The organism is Dietzia sp. WMMA184 (assembly GCF_002441635.1).
In the GTDB taxonomy this organism is placed as follows: domain Bacteria; phylum Actinomycetota; class Actinomycetes; order Mycobacteriales; family Mycobacteriaceae; genus Dietzia; species Dietzia kunjamensis.
Genome location: NZ_NXEI01000004.1, coordinates 46746 through 63600 on the forward strand (window position 1 = coordinate 46746; position 16855 = coordinate 63600).

A 16855-nucleotide genomic window follows, 5' to 3' on the forward strand; every position below is an offset into this window, starting at 1 on the left:
CTTGCCGTCAGCGGTAGTGGTGGGGTGTTGGGTGAGCTGCCAGCGCACCGTCGATCATCTGCTCGGTCGTCTGTGTCGCTCGAGCCGTTGTCTGAGCTGCCGTCGCCACCGCGCCCACGCCGGCGGCAGCGAAGCCCGCTACGGTGCCGGCGCCGCGGGCCGCACTCGCCACTGCCCCGCCGACACGGCCCGACGAGCTGGGGCCCGTGCCCGAGGAGCTCTTGCCTCCAGCTGGTGCGCCGCCCCCCGAAGGTGCCGACGGAGTCGGACCCGAAGAGCCGGCCGCCGGCGGTGACGACGAGCCTCCCGAGGAGTGCGGGCCGAGATAGGCCGCCCCGTTCGCGGCACTCTGGCCTCCCGAGCCGGACGACGACGTTCCACCGCCAAGGCTCTGCTGGGCGTTGCCCAGCGCAGCGCCGGCGGCACCGGCGACAGCGCCCGTGGCTCCGGCAGCGGCGGCGCCGATGCCTGCGGCGCTGCCACCGGACACCGAGGCAGACACCGCCGGGGCGACGACGCGCATCAGCGCGGGCAGTACGAGGCCGGCGGCGGCCAGCAGCAGCATCGAGGAGACCGCCTCCATCATCGACGGCTGTTCTGTTCCCGAGCTGAGCCAGAACGCCACCAGGTACAGCAGGGTTGCCACCGGCTTGAACAGCAGCGCCGCGACGACGAACCCGATCATCGACTTGAAGGCCTGCTTGCCGGTGCTCAGCGCGAACGACGCTGCCGCCAGCGGCAGCAGACCCACCACCACCACCAGAAGGCCCTCGCGGATCACTAGCGCCACCATCTGCGCCAGAGCGCCCAGCAGCGCGAACACCACCATGATCAACACCGCTGCCGGTCCGAGTCCGGTCTTCTCGTCGATGAGCGCGACCGCGTTGATCTTGGCCTCTGGATCCCCGCCCAGACCGTCGGTGAGCCACTGAACCGAGACCAGGTCGGTGGCCATGTGCAGCGACATGATCACCGCCGGAAGCGCGGCCCCGGCGAGGATGAAGTTGAAGACGAGCTGTCCGACGTCCTCGAACCCATCACCCAATCCGCGGTTTCGGGCGACCGCCATCCGTGCCCCCGCGATGATCAGCGACACCACGAACAGCAGTACCTGCGCCCACAGCGTCAGGTTGAACACTCCTGCCACCGACGACCGGAAATCTGGTGCAGTGGAGGGGGATTCAACGTCCGCCACCGACTGCTCGAGGTCCTCGTTCGAGAAGGGTGACTCCTTAATCCACATTGTCATGATCAGCGACAACGCCTGAGCATTTCCCTCCAGGAGGGACTTGACGAAGTCTCCGATCGGATCGCCCCAGAACGCCGAGGCGGCGGTTGAAGCAGCAGCCTCCAAAGCGTCGCCTGGGTGGCGTACCGCGCTGATTGCGTTACACGTGCCGCTGGCCACGGTGTTTCCGAGCTGATTCAGGGCACCGTCAAGGAAATTGCTGGCTTCATGGTCACGAGCGCCGCCGTCCTCGCCGGTGAACGGGTCCGTGTCGATGAATTCACGGCACTCGTGATAGAGCTCTTGAAAGCTGTTCTGCGACTCAGGTAGATCCTGCGCTGTTGCAGGGCCGCCGAAGGCAACGATCGCTGTGAAGGACGCGACTAAAATGGCCACGCATCGGCGGATCTTTAATGCAATGTCGGTCGGACGATGGCGTGTCATAGCCACCTCACCCACGAGTCATCGAGAGCTTCAACGTTGTAGGCATCTGTCTTGACGATCACCCAGTGATCCCCGCGCCACGCCATCGAGACTCGAGTGACTGAATGCCGGTCGGCGCCCTGCGCCTCTTCGGGAACAGCTCCTAGTGCTTCCTTCAGCGGAACATCAGCGGTTTCGACAGTGCAGAAGTTTTCGTCGCAGGCGCGAACTTTGAACCACGAGGGCGCCAAATACCCCGTGGACATGTAGTCCCGCATCTTCGACTCGTCCTTGGCTTCGATCTCGTTGATCATCGTCGGGGACAGCTGCGCGAAGGCGTCCGGGAAGTAGTACTTGAGGAAGGCCGTGTACTCCGGTCCTGCCGCGATCACCCGCGCTCGATGTGTCATCGCGAGCAGGCCAGCGCCCTGGGGCGAGCGTGCAAACCCTGTGAGGACGCCGTCCTCGATTCCGGTAGGTCCGTCACTTGTCGAGACGCCGATCGTTACGCCTCGGGCCACTCGCTGCAGTTCTAAGCCCGCCGGAGGGCCTACCGGCTCAGTTCCCGCAGGAAAGTCGCCCGGCGATTCCGTTTGCGCCAATGGCTTGCCGGGGACCTGGCCGACATCGAGTACCCGCCTGCCCATTGCGTCGGGTACTAACTCGCCGGTCTGATCGGGTGGTGAGCTTTGCAGAGACGCTGCCGGCGGCGGTTCGGGGGCAGCTGTCGCAGTCGTGTCTTCCGAAGGGTTTCTGGTGAGCGAGGCGACGACAATGACGAGGGTGATGATGGCCGCCGCTAGGAGAGCCGCGGCAATGGTCCAGGGGCGCTTGTTCACTTTGCTTCTGCCTCCCAGGTGGTGAAGCCCTCGAGCGTCTGAATCTCGGAGGCGTCGATGTCGTCTTCCTGTGTGGGAAGCACGAGCTTCCAGTCCGCTCCTGTCCACGCCAACTGCACCGGGTAGGCCGTCAGCAGGGGCTCCTGTTCTCCCGGCGCAGGCGGTGTCGATGTAGCCAGCAAGACAATCGCCTTCTCAGGCGAGTAGTCGGTGACCTTGAACCCAGTGAAGGTGGCGGCCACCGACGGATCGACGGCGCCCGACACGCTCATCAGCACGCGGGCTTGCGCCCACTGGTCCCGGCCGGGGCCGGGAGCGGTGACCGTGCGCACCACTTCGGGCCACGTGGAGTCGGGCGCCGTGGCAAGGGCTGCTTGCCCGTTCGCCGCCGCCAGAGCCGCGCCTTGCGGGGTATGGCTGTACCCCTGGGGCGGAGACGTTCGCGCCGGCCCGTCGGCGCGGGAGGTCGGCACCTTGAGTCCGGCTACGTTCCGCCACATCAGATCCGCCGGGGCAGAAGCGGTGTCCACAACTGGCGGCTGCTCGGTCTGCTCATCATTTGAGCAGGCGGTGTTCGCCGTCAGCAGCAGCGCCACCGCCGCAGCGGTGAGAACGCGTCGCATCTTGGACAACAGGGACTCCTTCTAGATGAATACGTCGGCGAAGTGGCCAGCAGTGGCGACGACCAGGCAACCGAGGACGACCTTGATGGCGATGGCCTGGATCGAGGGGCCGTACTGGTCGATCAGTCGGTTGTCGACCGTCAGGAGAGCCCCGATCGCCATAACGCCGGCGACCACGACGGCGGTGGCTCCCCACTTGACCCAGCCGACCGCCTGGGTGAACCGGGTCATCGCCTCGGGTGGCGGGGCGACAGGGCTGGTCGGAGGTAGTACTACCGCCGGGTCCTGCGCCAGCACGGTCACCACGTCGGTGAGCACGGCGGTTAGGAGACCAGGGCGTTGACGATGGGGCCGGCCAGCATGATCGTCAAGCAACCGCCGATGATTCCAATAACTCGACCTTGGACCTCGTCACCCCGCCCCGCTGCCCGCGCCATGACGAAATATGCCCCCGTGAACATCACGCCCAAGATCCCGACGGCGATGCAGCCCCACATCGCGTACGACAGTGCGGTGTCGACCTTGTCGCCAGCCCCGGGGATCTCCATCGGGGACAGGTTCTCGCCGACGGCGATAATGTGCTCGGCCACCGGGGCGGCGGCGTGAATCGTCTCGACAATCATGGTGGTGCTCCTTGTGGTGAAGTGATGCGGTTGAAGTTGGAGTTAGGGCTTGCCAGGGCGGTTGCGCCACTGCTCGCCTGCCGCGGCGAAGATCTCCGCGGCAGCGGCAGCGACCGATCCCGGGACCGCGTCGGTGGGCGCTAACGGACGGGCGAATCGCTTTGCTGGCGGCGGCGTGTAGTCCGGGGTCCACTGCGCCAGTTCGGTTGGCTCGCAGGCCAGCAGTTCGGGAACCCAGTCGATGTGCCAGCTCGTCCCGGCAGCGGCGGCGACGAGCTCGCGGCGGCGGGACAGTGTCAGGTCCGGTTTGCCGGGGGCTGCGGCGACGGTGACCAGACCCAGCAGCGAGCAGCCACCGACCTCTCCTGCCTGGTGCTGAAGGCACAGCCGGTGCGCTGCATTGAGGCCGACCGTGTGCATTCGTGCGACGACGACGACGAACGGCGCTTTCTCGGCGGACGGCCAGCCTCGCTGACTGTCTGCGGCCGGCGCCCACATGGATTCCAAGGTCGACACCCCGGCCCCTCCGTGGGCGCCGAGCAACCAGATCACCGGGGTCCGGCTGTCGGCGGGGCGAGGAACGGGTGTGTCCCACACCGGTGCGCGATCTCCTTCGGCTGGCACCGCCAGCCACCCGGGAACAGCCTTAGATGTCGGGTGCGGGAGTTTGTGGGCGCTGGTCATGCTCGCCTCCTTCGTCTTGTCCCTTGCGGGCGTCACGCGGTCACCGAGGCCAGGGCCTCGGAGAGTCCGGCGATGTCGGCGGTCTGCGACGTCGCCGGGAGCTTGGACAGCTGGTCGTCCCCGGCTCCCGACCGGATCAGGGACATGCGGTCGGCATCCGTGGAGTGGCTGATCTCGCTGACCGGCTCCATCCCCCGGGCAACGGCGAGGTCGTTGGCCGCGGCCAGCGCCCACTGCTGGGTGATCGCCGCCGGGGACTGCCCTGATGCCGTAAACGGGGTGCGGTCGTACATGCCGTGGGCGTCGATCGCGTTCCAGGTCTGGGTCTGGGTCGCCAGGTCGACCAGGCCCGTCGTATCCGACACCGTGTGCTCGATCTCGCCGATCACCCGCTGCAGACCGGAGTCCACGGTTGCGGGAGTAATGACCTCAGACGCCGCAACCGCGAGCTGGCCCACCAGCACCGCTGCCGCCGCTGCCGGGCTCGCTGCGCCGGCCACCGCGATCTGCGCGATGTTCTCCGGCGTCAGGGTCTTCTTCGCCACGGTGATCGACGCTCCGAGCGCCATCCCGGCCAGCTTGGTCCCGGCTTCCACCAGCAGTGCGGTTGGGTCGGTCGGGTTCTTCACCTGGGTCGGATCGGAGTAGCGCGCCATCCGCGACAGCGTGGTGTTGCCTCGGCTGGCCGGGGCGATGGTGAAACCACTTCCGTCGGAGTACTCCACGTCTTCGGCGATGGTCTCTGCGGCCGTGAACAGCACCGACTGCCCCGCCACGGTGGCGACGTTGACCAGCGCACGGATCGGGTCTCCCCCGGTCTCGCTCTGTCCCGCGATGTTGGCTACGACCTGGAACAGATCGGAGTCGGGCGGGGTGTCGCACGCCAGGTCCCCGGGGACACAGAACGAGGCGACTCGATCGGCCACCGCACCAAAATCCGGGGCGGACGTGTTCGGGGAGATGCCGCGCCCCTCCGGCCGAGGGGCACCTTCACCCACGCTGATCGCTGACACCGCGGCGCCTTCCGTGCCCGGCACCGCCCCCGGAGTCGTCCGGGACGAGCCCTCCTGGAAGATCGGGGCGCCCTGAGCGCGGGTGGGATCGCTCATCAGTGCCGCACCGGCGAACTGCTCGGGAGTGACCGGCCCGGCGCCGGCGCCGATTTCTCGAGCCAGCGCCGAGGCGACCTGGGCGCCCTGGCTGTAGCCGGAGACGAAGATCTTGGTCTCCGGGCATCGCTCGACCGTCTCGGCGATGAGCTTTCGCCCGTTCTCTATGCCGACGGTGACGCTCTCGGCATAACTCGACTGGTCCTCTGAGGGGACGAAGCCTCCGAAGGATGCCGGGTACGGCACGTAGGTGCGGCTCATACGCGCCTGGCCATCGGCGTTGGCCGCTCTGACGGTGGGACTCACCACGCGAGCCATCCATCCCGTGTCCGCGTCGGTCTTGGAGTTTTTCGTTGACTCCGTCGTGCCGTTGATCGCCACGAGCTGCACCAGCGGGCACTCATCGCCCTCGGGCAGCGCCACCTCCGAGGTTCCTCGAGCCGAGGTCGGGACCGTAGCGGTTGAGGTCAACGGTCGAGCCGTGGTGGCGGAGGGTGTAGCGCTCGCCGTGGTTTGCGCCTGGACCCCTCCTGCTTGGGCCACCACTGCCAACGATGATGCCGTGAGTACAGCGCCGATCCTTGCCACGTTCCCCGGCTTCATTCGCTGGCTCCTTCAGAGTTCTCTTCGATCGACACGATCCGGACCTCCCCGTTTTCACGGGTGGTCGTCACGCGCTGGTAGTAGGTCGTTGCGCTGCCGTCCGGAGCGGTCTCGGTCAGCTCGACCACGGCGTCGTCGCCGTCGCGCTCGATATGCAGGCAGTGCGTTGTTCCCCGAGCCACTGAGTCGATGCCCTCCTGGAGAGCATCGAGATTGGTGATCGGTGAATCCTTCGCCAGCAGTGGCTTGATGGCGTCGGCGTCTCTGGCGACGTAGTAGGCGTGCTGGAAGGCCAGGACCACGCCGGCGGCGGACTCTCGGTCGCCCTTGCCGTTGCCCGTCACTGTGGTGGCCGAGTCGGAGGACTCGCACTCCGAATCGGCCACCACCGGCTCGACGCTCGGTGGTGCGGTGGTCGCCGTCGTGGGGAGCGTCAACGTCGGGGAGGCCGACGTCTCGGAGCCAGACAGGAGCGACGACAGCATCCAGGCACCGCCACCGATCGCTAGCAGTACCGCCGCGACCGTGCCGCCGAACAGGAGCTTGGTCCGCTTCCGGCCGCTATCTCGCGCCGGCGGGGTTTCGCCAGCCGAAGGGGTGGCCTCGACCTGGTCGAACCAGTCGCAGTCGGACTCCGGGCCTCCGGCCACGGCTTCCAAGTGGCAGGGTTCACCGCGGTCGTCAGCAGAATTTGACGACTCTGAGAACCACTCGGGCAGATCGTCGTCGCGGCTCATGTCCACTCCCCTCGATCGGTGCTGCGATCAGTGCGTCGGATCAGTTGAAGTGGACCGGGGGCACGCCCGGGATGTTCAGGCTGTTGATCGACCCGGCGACGTGGTCCTTGGCCTGGTTGATCGAGTCGTTGATGCCGTTCTGGACGCCCATCGCCGCGTGCGGGTTGGCGTTGACCGCGGCCCCACCGGCACCGAGCGAGGCAGCACCACCGGCGGCGCTTCCGGTGCCGGCCAGCCCGGCGATCGCGGTACCAGCGGTGGCAATCGGACCGGCGGCGGTGGCCGCTCCAATGACGGGGGCAGCGATCGGGCCAAGGGTCGCTAGCGCGGCGATGATCGCGCCGGAGATGGCAGAAGCGGCGGTGAGCATGGTTGTTCCTCTTTCTCTACGGGTGGGACCGGCGACCGGGCGGTCGTCAGCCGATGTGAAGTTGCTTCGGGGGGATCGGGGCCTGCGGCACGACGGGCGCGCGGCCACCGAGGTCGATCGTGATCCCCTGCGGCGCGGGTGCCGGAGCGGGTGCCGGAGCGGGTGCCGGAGCGGGAGCCTGTCGAACCGGCGCCTGCTGCACCGGGTACGACGGGGCCTGCTGCACCGGGTACGACGGGGCCTGCTGCACCGGGTACGACGGGGCCTGCTGCACCGGGTACGACGGGGCCTGCTGCACCGGCGCAGGCTGCGGAGAGCGGACCTGCTGCGTGGGAGCTTGCGGCGCCGGAGCGGTTTCGACCTCAGAGGCCGCCTTTTGGGGCTCGTCGCGCCTATCCTCCCTCTTCACCTCACGGGCTGGCTGGACCGCCTTGGCCACGCCCGCCTGCTTGACCTGGGCAGGACGCTGCGTAGCCGTCCGAGATGGGGTCGCCTGAGCGGCCTTCGCGGACCGCTGGGAAGCGCTGGGCTTCTGGGCCACGTCCACGCCTGCCTGCGTGCTCGAGGGTCGAGCTGCGGGCGCAGTCGCCTCCTCGATTCCTGACTGTGTCGCGGCCGACGCCGCGTACACGCCGGCGAACGCGATCAGCGCTGTACAGGCGCCGATGGCTGCTCCGCGAACGGCCGAACGGAGGTCTCCCTGGGTATGGCTCATCGCATCCTCGGATCACTGAGGGCGGCGCTCGGCAGGGGGCAGCGCCCCGTGACCAGGGGGGCGCCGACAGTCGGCAGAGCACACGCGTGTGGTGGGGATTGCGCTTCATCGCACCGGGACAGAATCAACCGGTGCGGAGCCGTACCGGCGGTACGGGCGCAGAAGGCACGGTATGCGAACGCTGGGTGCTTGCTCAAGGGCTTCCCTCTCGATTCCGGTGAGCCTCTACTTAGTTGATAGACCAGCTTGTCTAGCGGGTCTGCAACGCTAGGCTATAGCGTTAAGTTATACCGGCGCAAGGGCTGAGGGGGCCGAAATGGACTGCGATGATGATGCGAGTTGCACGCCAGATGCAGGAGGTTGCGTGGCTCGCAGGCCCGGCTATGTCAGCCCTTCCGTGGCTCGCGGAGCGATGCTCCGACACGGCCTCACGGGCCTCCAGGTCGCCGCTCGCGTAGGCGTCAACCCCTCGACCGTGCGCAACTGGCTAGCCGGCCGCACGGCACCAGCCCCAGCGAAACTCGCCGCGCTAGCCCAAGTCCTCGAGCTGAACGTTCGAGACCTCACCGGCGTACTCCCGGGCCGCGAAACCCTCTCGGACATGCGCGTGCACGCAGCGCTCAATCAGTCCGAGGTCGCCGAGCGCGTTGGCCTCAGCCAAAGCGCCTTCTCCACCATCGAGCAGGGGGGCTCGCCACTGTCCGAGGCGCTGTGCGCCAGCCTGGCCGACCTCTATGGGGAGCCCCGGGAGGCCGTGCGCGACGCATGGCAGCGCGCCAACGACACGCTCAAGGGTTCCACCCAATAGCGCGCATCTGTATCGTTAAGTATTACCGGCCCGACACGCCGCCCCGCCTAGGAAATAACACACCTGAAACTACACCCGTGATAGCAATATCCCCATGGCACCTCCTCGTACCACTGAAGGCCGCACTCAACTCAATGCGCTCATCGACGAGAAGTTGTTCGCCGACGTGCAGCGCCTCTGGCGGGAATCCGGCAACCCCAAACGCTGGCAGGTTGTCGAAGAGATCGTCCGACTGGGCGTCGAAGCGTACGAAGCCGTACCCAAAGACCACCGGGGCGGGCAGCAGGAGCTGCTCCAAGCCGGTTAAGAACCGACCACGACTGAACAGGAGGACGCCTCTCACCATGCACTGACGCGGGTATCGACTGACCACCGACTACCTGCGTGACAACTGCACAGCGGAGCGTTCACAAACAAAAAAGAACGCCACCCGGCGGGAATCGGGTGACGTCCTTGAAGTTTGAGATCAGGACAGGCGACCAAACCTGCTTCTGATCTGCGCTCCCTCCCAATGGAAGGAACTGTCGTGCGAGACAGCTCCGAGGGTAGCGCACACCCAAATGCGGTGTCCAGCATGTCAATGCTGGGCGAGTCGCAGGGTGCGCCAATAGACCTCGATAACACGCAAGAACCCAACCTCGGCGACGTGATCCGCCAGCGGATCGTGGATGCCGAGAAAGAAAACACGCTGCGCGGCCAACGCGGCCACTCCTGGGCACTCGACGGCCGACAGCCAGCCTTGGTATGGCAGAGCCGCACCAAGTGGCTCACGGCCGCCGCGGCGGTGTTGGCGTGCGCTCCAGGCCGGCAGCTGTGCCGGAAGTGGGGCGTGTCCTCGCGGACCGTACTGCTCGTAGCTCGGGCGTGCGCTCACTTTGCAGACTCCAGCACCGGGCGCGGCGTCACCGCTTCCAACGCCACTATCGGCCGGGTCGCCGCTGAGCTGGCGGGTCGCGCTCGTCCGTACTGCCACGATGTTGTCCTGAAAGCTCGGGCCGTCCTGGCGGCGCTGGAACTCGCGGTCGAGGTCGCGCGGGGGCGGTACCTCACCGCCGAGGAACGGTTTCAGGCAGCCGTGCACCACGACGGAGTTCAGATCCGAGCTGCATCCACATGGGCGCTGACGACTCCCCGCAGGTTGTACACAAAATCGTCTCTACCGCGTAGCGGTTCTACGGGGAGTAAAACTCCCCGTAAGAAGCGTTCCCCCACACACGCGCGCAAGCGCGCGACGGCGCCCTCCGGGCGCTCACCAAGACTCCAGGGGCGAGAGCGACCTCGCCAGGCACACATCGTCACCGCCCAGCTCGTCGCCGCAGCAAAGAGCCTCGACAACGGGCGTCACCTCGGGTCACTGGTCGACGTCATCGACGAGCTCGTGGATTGCACTCGCTGGACAGGGCGTGATCTGGTGACGATCCTCAACGAGGATGCGCGGAAGAACCCGCGGGACTGGCCCTCCACGATCAAGAATCCGGCCGGTTTCCTGCGGCATCGCCTCTCCCGGCTCCAGGACGTGCTCGCCGGCCCCTCACCCAGCGAGGTGGCCGAGCAGCACCGACAGCAAGCCCTCGAAGAGCAGCGCCGACGGGCCGAGGCCGCCGCCGCAGCCGAAGAACGCGCAGCTACTCCCGAGCAGGTGTCACGCCACATGGACGCCATTCGCTCAATCCTGAGACGACGGCAGCGCAGGTCGGCGGAGAACGACCGCTTCGGCCTCGCCAGGTAGCGCCCGAGGGTGGTGATCGGGGGAAGTTGATCGCCCGAGATTGAGCTCGAAACCATAGGCTGTGCCCGTCATTGACCACGTCAGGAGGCTTCACGTGAGGCTTGATCCGAGATGGATCGTCTTCGATCTCGCAGACAGAGGCGATGGAGACCTGATGGTTCACTCCATCGGTGGAGTCCCCTGCCAGCGCACGCTCCGCCGGGCCGTCAAGAGCAGCCTGCTCGACCTCGACCGTGACGGTCTGAGGCTGCTCACGGACTACGCCCGCACCCGAACATGCTCGACTCCCGGCCTGCACGCTGACTACCACCTGGTCGAACACCCCGAGTGCGGTCCGACCGGAATCGCCGTCTGGCTCCACCCCACCCCGCCGGGTGAGCGCTGCGTGCTCAACTCGTGGGTCATGGACCTGGCCGATCTCACCACCGTCACTGCCGGCGACGACGTCTCCCTCATGGCAGACGGCCGTGTCGCCGGCGAACAGCGGCCGATTCAAGATCTGTGGCGATTTCTGACCCCGGCCGACGCCGCCACCCTTGTCACGCGCTACAAAGCGGCGGTGCTCGACCCGGACAACACGTGGGTCGGATACGAGTGGACTCTCAACCTGCCGGACGCTGCCCCGCTGCACATGTTCAGCGGAGGCCGGCTCCGCGTCGAGGGTGAGCAGCGACGGATCATCGGCACCAGCGTCGTCCTCGCCGAGCGCACGCAGGAACCTCCGGACCTCCTCGGGCCGCTCGTCGAGTTCGCCTCCATCACGCTTGCGCTGGTCAACCGCCTGGCGCGAAGCGCCGTCACCAGTGTCGGTGCAGACGCCCCGCTGAGCTACGAGGCACTGTGCCGCCTCGTCACCGAGTATGACCTGTATGAAACCGGCGTCTTCCCCGTCGAGTTAGATGGCATCGAGTTCGATGCCAGTGTGGTCCCGATCGCAGACATGGACGGCGGGGCGGCCACTGTAATGCTGCGTAGAAGAGGAACTGCATGAGCGAAGCACGCGATCGCGGCGCCAGCGGAGGTATCTACAACCCCGTCACTCTCAGGCTCTACGATGCGGGCGTCCTCGGGCTGACTAATCGGCTGATCTGGCGATGCCCGACAGCGACGATGGTCGAGCACTACCGCAGTCACGCCGGCCGTAGCCACCTCGATGTCGGCCCCGGGACCGGCTACTTCCTCGAGCGCATCGACTCCCCCTCGCTCACCCTGCTCGACCTCAACGCCTCCTGCCTCGCCGCCGCGTCCGTCAGAGTTGGCCACGGCAGATCCGTCGCCTCCCTCCAGCAGTCCTTTTTCGACCCGCTGCCCCGTGAGCACAGCTTCGACTCGATCGGTCTGAACTTCCTGCTTCACTGCATCCCCAGTCACGAGAAGTGGGACCGCCTCTCCCAGCTTCGCGGCCACCTCCGGCCTGGCGGGACCATTTTCGGCTCCACCCTCATCCCCGATCCCGAGACCGCGACGCTCGCAGCTCGAGCGTTGAATAGCACGTACAACAAGCTCGGCGTGTTCGGTAACGCCGACGACACCATGGACGAGCTGGAGAACGCGCTCCGCGGCTACGCCGAGGTCAGCACCCGGCGGGTCGGCCAAGTCGCGCTGTTCTCTGCACGACGACCCCAGGAGGATCACACATGACCGACGCACGCGTAGCCCTGGTCACCGGCGCCAACCGAGGCATCGGCGCGGCTATCGCCGCCCGACTCGCCCGCGACGGCTTCACGGTCGTCGGCACCCACCGGGGCAGCGGCGTCGGCGAAGGCATCCACGGCGTCGAGTGCGACGTCACCGACCCCGAGTCCGTCGATGCCGCGTTCACCTACGCCGAGCAGACCTTCGGCCCGGTCTCCGTGGTCGTGGCCAACGCCGGCATCACCAAGGACACACTGGTGATGCGGATGAAGGAAGAGCAGTTCCTCGACGTCGTCAACACCAACCTGGCCGGCGCGTTCCGCATCGCTAAACGAGCGACGCGCAACATGCTCAAGCAGAAGTACGGCCGGATCATCTTCATCGGATCCGCATCCGGAATGTCGGGCGTCCCCGGCCAGGTCAACTACACCGCCTCCAAGGCCGGCGTCATCGGTATGGCCCGATCCTTCGCCCGAGAGCTCGGCATCAAGGGCATCACCTCGAACGTCGTGGCCCCCGGATTCACCGAGACCGATATGTCCGACGCGATGGACGACAAAGCCAAGGAAATCGGTACCTCGATGATCCCGCTCGCCCGGTTCGCCCGACCCGAGGAGATCGCCTCCGCCGTCGCATTCCTGGCCTCCGAGGATTCCAGCTACATCACCGGCAACGTGCTCAACGTCGACGGCGGAGTGGGTATGGGGCACTGAAGTGCCGAGCGTTTCCAGCCCCTCCCCCAGATGCTGACCCGGCCAGGCTCAGCCCACGGGGCTGAACACATCCGGACCGTCACAGCCTCAAAGAGCGTGCGGCTCTAGCGGCACAAGTGGCACGAGTGCCACTTGTGCCGCGTGTGCCGCGTGTGTTCAAGTCGAGACGTTAGGGTTCAACGATGATCGTTCGCGGTTCTCTCATTCACCTGCACACCACCACAATCACGACCAAGCGCGGATCCACCCAACTAACGACCCTGCGGGTCGTGGACGATCACTCGCGCCCGCAGCACGGTGGCCAACCGGGGGCGCGCCACTCCCCCACTCGATACGAAGTGCAGTTCGTTGACTCGAAGCTGTTTCAGTGGTCCACGGCAATCCAGGCGAGGTTCACGGTCGGCGACGACCTCTTGGTCTACGCCGAGGACGCGATCCGGGTCCAGGGAGATAAAGACGGAGCGTCCACCCTGGTGGTCTACGGCATCGACGTTGGCCATGCGACACAGCCCTTTGCCCGCCGGGTGGAGTAGCTAGCTGGTGGGGTCCCTTTCCCTGCTCCCGCCAGTCTTGGTGCTCCGCTGCCGGCGTCAAGGTCGGCACCCTTCGGGTGCGCCGGCTCCACCGACAAGCCCCGGACGCGCTCGCTGCGCTCGCTTATATCGCCCGGACCTTCCCGGCTCCGCCGCCGTGCCCTCTCTTGACCCCGTCCGCTCCACACCAATCGGGCCGGTATCAGGGAAAGGGGCACCATGCGTGGAGGTCACCGCCGGTCCCGGCGACCGGAAAAACCCAGGCCAAACCCGCTAAACCCCTTGTGGCACTAGTGACACTAGTGCTACTATGGAGGCATACCGAGAGGGCAACACCGCCCCCGGAAACCCCAGGAGGACACCATGGGTGATTCACCCACCAGTCTCGCCGCCCTCGGGCTAGCGCTGTCCGAGGTCGCGTCCCTGCTCGCCGACGCTGAGGTGCTGCACGCCCTGACCTCCCACCTGACTGCACGTGAGGTACTGGTTTTTGCCCGACTGTTCAAGGCTGCCGGGAAGGACGACGCCCACCGCTGCGTGGTTGAAGGCATCATCCACGGCGACGAAGAGGTGCGAGCGGTGGCGACCCCGGAGGTCACCGGCCCGGGTTCGGTCCGCATCGAGTACTTCAACCACTTTGCCGACAGCAGCATCGAGGACGGCCCCTTCCATGTCCGCGAGTTCTCGACCGGAGGACTGCGCAACGCTCTGCGTGAGCTCGGCCTCGAAGTGGACACCGAAACGATCGAATGGGCGGCGATCGCACTGCCCGGGCGCATCGTCCTCGACAGCGCACGACGCGACTAGAGCGACACGCAAAATCAACTAGTGGCGCGTGCACCGCACGCGCCACTAGTTGCACTAGGGTCACTAGAGGGAGGAAGCATGAAAATCGTTGCAGTAGCGAACCAGAAGGGCGGAGTCGGAAAGACCTCCGTCGCGCAGTCTTTGTTGCACGCCGCCGCTGCCCGCGGAAAGAAGGCGCTGGGTATCGACCTGGATTCCCAGGGCAACCTGACCCAGCAGCTCACCGCCCGCAACGCGGACGAGTGGTTCGACGTCACCATCGCCGACGTCATGGATCCGTCGACGAACGTGCGCGTCGACGAGGCGGTCGTTCCGACCCGACGAGATGGCATCGACCTCGTGCCCTCGGGCTTGGACGACTACGTCGCAGTAGAGATGACGCTGACCGGGGCGATGATGCGCGAACTGACGCTGCACAAGGCCCTCAGTCAGCTCCCGGACGACGCCTACGACCTCGTCGTGATCGACTGCCCCGCAGCGCTCGGGCTGACCTTGACCAATGCGTTCGCGGCTGTGGACTCGGTCATCATCGTCACCGACCCGTCGTCGGCCGGATTCGTAGGCGTCGGGCGCATCGTCAACACGATCGACACCGCCAACGAGCAGCTCGGACGCGTGCTTGGCCGCGAAATCGACATCGCTGGCATCGTCATCAACGGGCACCGAACCAACGTCAAGACCGAAGAGGCCTTCGTGTCTGAGATCGAGGAGTATGCCCGCGACGCGGAGATTTCAGTCCTTGGCCGCCCGCTTCCCAGACTCACCTTCATCCAACGAGCGAACGCTGCCGGGTACGGATTCGACGAGCTCACCGAAATTCGCGCGGTCGAGGTCGCCCGGTTCTTCGACGACATGCTCACGACCATCACGGGAAAGGACTGATCGACCATGGCGGACAAGTTGCCGGAGGGCCCAAAGCCCCCGAACCGCAGGAAGCGATCGGTGTTCAGTGACCTGAGCTCCGTTCCGCATGAGGCTCCAGCGCCGGTCGCCGAGGTCGCCTCGGTCGAGGCCGCCAGCCCACAGAAGCGGGGGGCCGGCAAGAAGAAGGGCTGGGACCGCACCGGCCAGGTGTCGGTGGTCCTGGGAAAGGAGCGTCACGAGAGGCTTAAGGACGTGTGGGCTTCCAATGCTCGTGACTACGACGCCATCGCCGATCTCATTCGTGAGGCGATCGACGAAAAGCTCGACAGGCTGGAGAGATAGAACGCGCTGCGCAAGTGCCACATGCGCCACCATTCGAACAAGTGCCCCTTGTGCCACAAGGGGCACTTTCTTTTGGCGACGAAAAGTAGGCCTAGAACTAGGCCTATCCGTGGCGTATAACCGAGACCATGCCAACTCGAGTCTTTGCCACCAATGAGATGAAGTCCAATCTCGCCGCGCACATCCGCCACGTGGCTGCTGATCCACGGCGCCGCGTGTTCGTCGGTGCGCATCGCAGGGCGGAGGCAGTTCTGGTGTCCACCTACTCGGAGGTGCCGGAACCTGAGCTGCACATGATGGCAGCGCTATCCGGGCGAGCGCTCGGGTTCGAGCTCGCGTCGGCGAGGAGCGCTGGGCTGGCTCGGCCTGACGTGGGGGAGTACCGCCGACTGCTGGCGGTCCTGGCATCGCGGGGTCGACGACCGGACTGCGTGGGGCTCATCGCGGCTGCCGTCGGAGCTGTCGCCGCGCAATCAGGTCTATCAGTCGCCTCGGCCGTGCGCGAGGTCGGCGAGCTCATCGGCGACGCACTTGAGCCGGATCTCGACTGGGCAGATCTAGCCCTCGACGTTGAAGACAGCCTGGGGCGAACTGGCGGAATCGGGCAGGGAGGCAGAGCTCATGGATGAGAAGGAATCATCACGGTGCACGTCCCACAACAGGCATTTCCGGGGTCGTAGGGTGAAGCGATACCGCAGCCGATCGTGGAGGCACCGTTGTCAGAACAACCGGACCTATTCAGCTTTGGCGACGACGCCCCCGAAGGAGACAACCATGTCAGAGATGACGCGCAGAGCCGTTCAGGCGGCATGGGAGGAGCTCGGACGGGACCGGGAGTACCCGACTCCAGAAGCGCTGGAGGCCGCGATTCAGGCGGAGGCCGAGAGGCTGGCGGAGATGATCGGAGACGAGACCGAACGGCTCAGGAGCATGGGGATCGCTCAGTTCCGGGCGGACAATCAGGGGAACTTCCCGCCCTACATAGAGACCGTGCAGATCGGCAACCGGGCACGAGCACAGGCCGAGGAAACGATCCTGTGGCAGGAACTGGGGGAAGAGGTGGAACTGGCAGCCGAAGAGGAGGACCAGGAGACCTTCGAGGACCAGAGCTGGCGGACCAGCCCGGATCGGTGGCGGACGCACACCGACGTGGTGGGCGACCCGAGTCCCGAGATCGACGTGCAGACGGAGGACGTCTGGCCGGAGCAGACGATCCGCTTCCGAGTGATGGCGGCCTATTTGATGCAGACACGCTACGAGGACGGGCAACCAATACCGGAGACGCCGAACGATCCACTCAGAGCACTGTTTACGGACCTCGTCGAACGGGAGCTGGAGCGACGCGAAAGCGTCCTGTCCGAAGCAAGAGGACTGAGCCAGAACAACTCGACCTAGTCTTCGACGACACCGGAGCGGCGCCGGTCGACCCGGCAACGATCAACGTCCACTCCGAACCTCTGCCGGCGCCCG

22 protein-coding genes and 1 pseudogene are annotated in these 16855 nt (G+C 66.2%); 13 read left to right on the top strand and 10 right to left on the bottom strand.

The annotated features are described in order from the left end of the window. Nucleotides 1-7 precede the first annotated feature (7 nt). The 10 genes from CK206_RS18545 to CK206_RS19780 all read right to left on the bottom strand — a co-directional run bounded on the left by CK206_RS18545 (nucleotide 8) and on the right by CK206_RS19780 (nucleotide 7537). Entirely contained in the window at nucleotides 8-1672 is a 1665-nt protein-coding gene (locus tag CK206_RS18545) for a hypothetical protein (protein WP_143337787.1), read from the bottom strand. Next, nucleotides 1669-2490, bottom strand: a complete 822-nt coding sequence (locus CK206_RS19775; RefSeq protein WP_132064166.1) for a hypothetical protein — start codon at nucleotides 2488-2490, stop codon at nucleotides 1669-1671. Before CK206_RS19775 ends, CK206_RS18545 begins: the two co-directional genes overlap by 4 nt. Then, nucleotides 2487-3113 (bottom strand): hypothetical protein, encoded by a 627-nt coding sequence (locus CK206_RS18555; RefSeq protein WP_063972559.1) that lies wholly within the window; start codon nucleotides 3111-3113, stop codon nucleotides 2487-2489. The genes CK206_RS19775 and CK206_RS18555 overlap by 4 nt, the downstream gene beginning before the upstream one ends. Nucleotides 3114-3134: 21 nt before the next feature. After that, entirely contained in the window at nucleotides 3135-3431 is a 297-nt protein-coding gene (locus CK206_RS18560; protein ID WP_132064165.1) for a hypothetical protein, read from the bottom strand. 5 nt (nucleotides 3432-3436) lie between these two features. Beyond that, nucleotides 3437-3736, bottom strand: a complete 300-nt coding sequence (locus tag CK206_RS18565) for a hypothetical protein (protein ID WP_063935013.1) — start codon at nucleotides 3734-3736, stop codon at nucleotides 3437-3439. Nucleotides 3737-3778: 42 nt separating this feature from the next. Beyond that, nucleotides 3779-4420, bottom strand: coding sequence for a DUF6668 family protein (locus CK206_RS18570; RefSeq protein ID WP_143337788.1), 642 nt, complete (start codon nucleotides 4418-4420; stop codon nucleotides 3779-3781). Between the two features lie 32 nt (nucleotides 4421-4452). Next, a complete protein-coding gene (locus CK206_RS18575; protein ID WP_159981235.1) occupies nucleotides 4453-5952 on the bottom strand; it encodes a cutinase family protein in 1500 nt (499 codons plus the stop codon). Nucleotides 5953-6128: 176 nt separating this feature from the next. Continuing rightward, nucleotides 6129-6869 (bottom strand): hypothetical protein, encoded by a 741-nt coding sequence (locus CK206_RS18580; protein WP_143337789.1) that lies wholly within the window; start codon nucleotides 6867-6869, stop codon nucleotides 6129-6131. Nucleotides 6870-6909: 40 nt separating this feature from the next. Next, complete coding sequence (locus CK206_RS18585) at nucleotides 6910-7239, bottom strand: hypothetical protein (protein ID WP_096907590.1); 330 nt, start codon at nucleotides 7237-7239, stop codon at nucleotides 6910-6912. Between the two features lie 46 nt (nucleotides 7240-7285). Beyond that, on the bottom strand, nucleotides 7286-7537 hold the full coding sequence (locus tag CK206_RS19780; RefSeq protein ID WP_143337790.1) for a hypothetical protein: 252 nt from the start codon (nucleotides 7535-7537) through the stop codon (nucleotides 7286-7288). An 829-nt stretch (nucleotides 7538-8366) separates the two neighbouring features. Here CK206_RS19780 and CK206_RS20840 point away from each other — a divergent pair. The 13 genes and pseudogenes from CK206_RS20840 to CK206_RS19955 all read left to right on the top strand — a co-directional run. Further along, nucleotides 8367-8504, top strand: a pseudogene (locus tag CK206_RS20840) (helix-turn-helix domain-containing protein); the annotation flags it as partial. A 51-nt stretch (nucleotides 8505-8555) separates the two neighbouring features. Next, nucleotides 8556-8762: a helix-turn-helix transcriptional regulator gene (locus CK206_RS20555; RefSeq protein ID WP_253695567.1), complete on the top strand. Its 207-nt coding sequence runs from the start codon at nucleotides 8556-8558 to the stop codon at nucleotides 8760-8762. 94 nt (nucleotides 8763-8856) lie between these two features. Beyond that, complete coding sequence (locus tag CK206_RS19785) at nucleotides 8857-9069, top strand: hypothetical protein (RefSeq protein ID WP_132064161.1); 213 nt, start codon at nucleotides 8857-8859, stop codon at nucleotides 9067-9069. A 258-nt stretch (nucleotides 9070-9327) separates the two neighbouring features. Next, nucleotides 9328-10491: a hypothetical protein gene (locus CK206_RS19790; protein WP_143337791.1), complete on the top strand. Its 1164-nt coding sequence runs from the start codon at nucleotides 9328-9330 to the stop codon at nucleotides 10489-10491. A 154-nt stretch (nucleotides 10492-10645) separates the two neighbouring features. Further along, nucleotides 10646-11482, top strand: a complete 837-nt coding sequence (locus CK206_RS18610; RefSeq protein WP_096907594.1) for a hypothetical protein — start codon at nucleotides 10646-10648, stop codon at nucleotides 11480-11482. Further along, complete coding sequence (locus CK206_RS18615) at nucleotides 11479-12132, top strand: class I SAM-dependent methyltransferase (RefSeq protein WP_096907595.1); 654 nt, start codon at nucleotides 11479-11481, stop codon at nucleotides 12130-12132. Before CK206_RS18610 ends, CK206_RS18615 begins: the two co-directional genes overlap by 4 nt. Beyond that, nucleotides 12129-12839, top strand: a complete 711-nt coding sequence (gene fabG, locus CK206_RS18620; RefSeq protein ID WP_063972547.1) for a 3-oxoacyl-ACP reductase FabG — start codon at nucleotides 12129-12131, stop codon at nucleotides 12837-12839. Before CK206_RS18615 ends, fabG begins: the two co-directional genes overlap by 4 nt. A gap of 182 nt (nucleotides 12840-13021) precedes the next feature. Next, the gene (locus tag CK206_RS19795) at nucleotides 13022-13372 is read left to right on the top strand and encodes a hypothetical protein (RefSeq protein ID WP_063972546.1); all 351 of its coding nucleotides are present in this window, start codon (nucleotides 13022-13024) and stop codon (nucleotides 13370-13372) included. 363 nt (nucleotides 13373-13735) lie between these two features. Beyond that, nucleotides 13736-14179, top strand: a complete 444-nt coding sequence (locus tag CK206_RS18630) for a hypothetical protein (RefSeq protein WP_063972672.1) — start codon at nucleotides 13736-13738, stop codon at nucleotides 14177-14179. Nucleotides 14180-14257: 78 nt separating this feature from the next. After that, a complete protein-coding gene (locus CK206_RS18635) occupies nucleotides 14258-15061 on the top strand; it encodes a ParA family protein (protein WP_096907597.1) in 804 nt (267 codons plus the stop codon). Between the two features lie 6 nt (nucleotides 15062-15067). Then, nucleotides 15068-15385, top strand: coding sequence for a hypothetical protein (locus CK206_RS18640; protein ID WP_069390389.1), 318 nt, complete (start codon nucleotides 15068-15070; stop codon nucleotides 15383-15385). 128 nt (nucleotides 15386-15513) lie between these two features. Then, entirely contained in the window at nucleotides 15514-16014 is a 501-nt protein-coding gene (locus CK206_RS19800) for a hypothetical protein (RefSeq protein ID WP_132064159.1), read from the top strand. A 145-nt stretch (nucleotides 16015-16159) separates the two neighbouring features. Next, a complete protein-coding gene (locus CK206_RS19955) occupies nucleotides 16160-16780 on the top strand; it encodes a hypothetical protein (RefSeq protein WP_063972668.1) in 621 nt (206 codons plus the stop codon). Nucleotides 16781-16855 lie beyond the last annotated feature (75 nt).